Annotated in this window: 3 protein-coding genes and 1 pseudogene; all 4 read right to left on the reverse strand. The window is 61.5% G+C overall.

Annotated features, from left to right (window positions below):
- Nucleotides 1-192: 192 nt before the first annotated feature.
- Nucleotides 193-1,416, reverse strand: coding sequence for a type II toxin-antitoxin system HipA family toxin (locus IRZ12_RS16670; protein ID WP_114649171.1), 1,224 nt, complete (start codon nt 1,414-1,416; stop codon nt 193-195).
- A complete protein-coding gene (locus IRZ12_RS16675; RefSeq protein WP_296470928.1) occupies nt 1,413-1,826 on the reverse strand; it encodes a helix-turn-helix transcriptional regulator in 414 nt (137 codons plus the stop codon). Before IRZ12_RS16675 ends, IRZ12_RS16670 begins: the two co-directional genes overlap by 4 nt.
- 277 nt (nt 1,827-2,103) lie before the next feature.
- On the reverse strand, nt 2,104-2,967 hold the full coding sequence (locus tag IRZ12_RS16680) for a hypothetical protein (protein WP_296470930.1): 864 nt from the start codon (nt 2,965-2,967) through the stop codon (nt 2,104-2,106).
- Between the two features lie 2 nt (nt 2,968-2,969).
- Nucleotides 2,970-3,452: pseudogene (locus IRZ12_RS16685) on the reverse strand (hypothetical protein); the annotation flags it as partial.

Genomic DNA, 3,452 nt, shown 5'->3' on the forward strand with positions numbered 1-3,452 from the left:
GGGCACGGCAGCGCATGGAGCCGCTAATGAATTGAATGAGTACTCAGACGTTGAACAGCGATTGTGACTGCAAGTCATTGAATGAACAGTTAACCATGCTGCTCCATTAAAAAACATACTCATGTTTGTACTCAAGAAACTCAGCATTGAGTATGTTCAACCGTGATCTGGCGCCGTTGCGCCGGCTCGGATTCAGCTTTCCAGGCGCCGGCGACAGGCATCAATGGTGGATTTGATCTGTTGCGCCAGCATCTGCCTGATCGGCGCACGCTCCAACCGCTCACCTAATGAGCTTGCCTGCAGCAACATCCGCTCGATGACCTCTTCCGCCCGTTTCCTTGGGACGCCACCTTCCTCCGCCAGACGCAATAAATGCCGGCGTTCGATGGCAGCACCTTCGCCGCAAACGTCCAGGTGATGCTGGCCCATCGGGCCTTCGCTGAAGGTCAGGTCGAATGCCGGAGCCAGACGCCAGCGCCGGTCAGGCCCGAGACGCCACGCGAAATTCTTGGGATGGTCGTCACGGTTGTGGAAAAGCACATTGAAGACGGCTCGTGCGTAGGCTTTCTCCACTTCGCGCTCGTCGCGCGTCAGGAAACGGGTAGCCCGCAGGAAGGCGGTATAGTCGGTGGCACCGGGCAGGCGAAAATCCACTTGCAACAATCCAGCCAGACTGTGCACCGGGACGCGTTGCCCTCCCTCCCGGTCGAAGCGCGCGACGCCGAAGGCGGCCAGTTCGGGGCCAAGGTCGAACCAACGACTTTGGGGCACATCCAGTCCGCAATCCCGAGCCAACTCGGCATAGAGCTGCTCGATGACGCAAACCTCTTTGTGTTCGTTCTGCGCCGGGAACTTGACCAGCCAGGGACTGCCGGGCGCATCCGGACGGGTGCTGACTTGCCCGGTCATTGCGTCGTACTGCACCAAGGCCTTGGGGCGAGCCCCTTGCGGTGAGCCGCCGGTGAGCGCGAGCTCGCGCAGGGCTGCCCCCGCCTCGCCCGCGAGCGCGAGACGGCTTTGCTCGGCCAGCGCCAGCAAGGACCAGTCGGGCTCGTGGGCGCCGGCGTCGCTTGCCGGAACGAAGCGCAACGCGCCCATCGCGCGCTCACCAATGAAGGCCAGCCGGTCCAGTGGCCCGGGATGGCGCAAGCCGTGTTGACGGAACAGGCGATCCATCAGCAGCAAACCCCAGCCGTCAGGCAGACTGTCGGCGATCAGGCCCGGAAGGCGATGCAAATGGATCGGAAAACCTCCGTAGGCATCCGCACGCAGCTTGAGGTGCAAGGGCGACAGTTCCAAGCCTTGAGACAAGGCTTCGGGAGAATATTCGAAGAGCAGGGATTGACCGTCATCGGCCAGGCGTCCCAACGGCCAGTCTTCTCCCCAGCCGCAATAATGCACGGTAAGCAGCTTCATGATGCTCTCTTACGCGGCGCACGCTGGCGGCGGCTCACAAGGTCCACCTGCTCCATCTGGGCGATGGATTGCCGTTTGAGCACGAAGAGATCGTCCAGCGCCTCCAGCAAGCCAAGTGCCTGCGCGACACGGACCAGCGTTTCCAGTGAGCACTGGCCGTTGCTTTCGAGTTTGCGCAACGCCCCCAAGGACAGTCCGGCCATTTGCGCCAGTTCACGCTGCGTAAGCGATTGGGCAAGCCGCTGCTCGCGCAGACGAACACCCAGCGCATGCAGGATCTCAGCGGGAGTCGAGAGATGAAAAGTCATTTTTATGACCCTTAACGCGAAAAAAATTGCGTAAGCGCCATTGTAGTGGGCTTTACTTATTCTTGAAAGCAGATGGCTGCGATAGCTGCCGCGAGCGATCATGCGGTGACCCTCGTAGCGCTACCCCCCTGCAGCATTGGCCGGGGTGCCAATCGACTCGTTGGCATCAGCACACAACGTCCTCTTGGCGCTGGCGGAGCAGGCCGCAGCGGACGTGGGTGACGAAGAACTGCTGGAAGGGCTGATGTTCCGTCTAACCGAAACATTAGGCAGTAATGTCTCTTCAGCGCAGGGCTGGCAACAATTGGAGCAGGCGCTGAGGCGGTCCCTAGAGGCTGGCCTGGCCCCAGGTGACATTGCGAGCTTACTCAAAGGGCACCTACAGAACAGATAGCCAGACCGCTTCTTGTTCGAGCGCCAGTCCGGATTGGCGCATTTGTTCGGTTAACGGGCCCAGATAATCAGGTAACTGCGGAACAGCACTGGTGAACTCCCGAAACGTATCCTGCCATAGCCGCTGGCTGCCATAACGTGCCAGCTTGCTTTGCCAGTCGGGCATCAGCCAGCATTCGCAAACATCGCCCAGCTGTGCATAAAGCCGCGCGAAATTGGCCAGCCCCACGCCGTCATAGTCCGGGAACAGTACGACACGGCTTGCACGCGGGCGCTGCCCCAGCCAGGCGAGAAGCCGGCCATCAAGCTGTCCGCCGTAGTACAGCAGGGTGGCTTGCGTTCCTACTGGCAGCCAATCCGTGCGGTCAAACAGCGCCTGGTTCTCCACCAGCCAGAGCGGCTGCCCGCTTTGCCAGGTGTCGCCAGTTTCAATGCGCAGGCTGGCAGCCCCGAAGTGGTGCGTGAGCTGGCTGAGTGGCAGTTCGCTCCCGTGTTCGCCTTGCCGCCAGAGAACCTTTTCGCCAACGGCCTTGAGCAAGGGGTAGTAGCACTCATGCTGATGATTGCGCGCTTTGCTGTCGCGCGCGTGGGCGATGTGTTGCGCGCGCTGCGGCAGGTCGTCCGTGGGCGGTATCTCGACTTGAGGCGAAAGCGCGCCCAGATGGATATCGAATAGTCGCGGATCGCCGACACGGTAAACATCCCCGCGCCCCTGACGCAGGCAGATTACCGCTCCTGTCTGCCGGGCAAAGCGATCCAGAGCGCTGCGCTGAGCGGCGGTGAAATAGCTGGCCGGCAGGGCTTGTTGGCCATGCAGCTTGAGCAAGGCTGCGCGCAGGGTTCGATCCATGGTCAGGCCTCCAGCGGTTCGATTATCTGCCAGCTATGGCGGCTGATCTGGTTGCTGCTGTTGCGCGTGCGAATTGGCACGCAGTAGCGCACGGTCGTCAGCGGCGCGGGCGAGGCAAAAATCAACGAGAAGCCGAACTCCGCCGCCGTGTCGATCAGGCTGCGCTGATTGCGGGCGTCCAGGGCCAGTGCCTCGTCCAGATAGCAGATGCCCTGGATGGGGCGACGCTGATCCTGCATCAGATGCAGCATTGCCAGCCCCGTCACCAGTTTGGCCATCAGCACGGTGCCATTGGAGGCGGCACTGTCGAGGTCGTCGAAGGCTTCCGGCTCGCGATCGGCCTTGCCGACCCAGAAGCGCAGGCGAAACAGGTCGGCCACGCGCAAGCCGTGGCGGGCATTGCCCTCTTCGATCAGCAGGGTCTTGGCGCGATTGAGCTGCTCGTCGTCAAGGACGCTCTGCTGGTTGAACAGCTCGAAGGTTTC

It is taken from the genome of Pigmentiphaga sp. (assembly GCF_019689535.1).
Classification (GTDB): domain Bacteria; phylum Pseudomonadota; class Gammaproteobacteria; order Burkholderiales; family Burkholderiaceae_B; genus Pigmentiphaga.

Bases quoted from the DNA above. Each gene is read 5' to 3' on its own strand.
- IRZ12_RS16675 (WP_296470928.1), bottom strand. From the start codon at position 1,826: ATGATCGCTCGCGGCAGCTATCGCAGCCATCTGCTTTCAAGAATAAGT.
- IRZ12_RS16670 (WP_114649171.1), bottom strand. From the start codon at position 1,416: ATGAAGCTGCTTACCGTGCATTATTGCGGCTGGGGAGAAGACTGGCCG.
- IRZ12_RS16680 (WP_296470930.1), bottom strand. From the start codon at position 2,967: ATGGATCGAACCCTGCGCGCAGCCTTGCTCAAGCTGCATGGCCAACAA.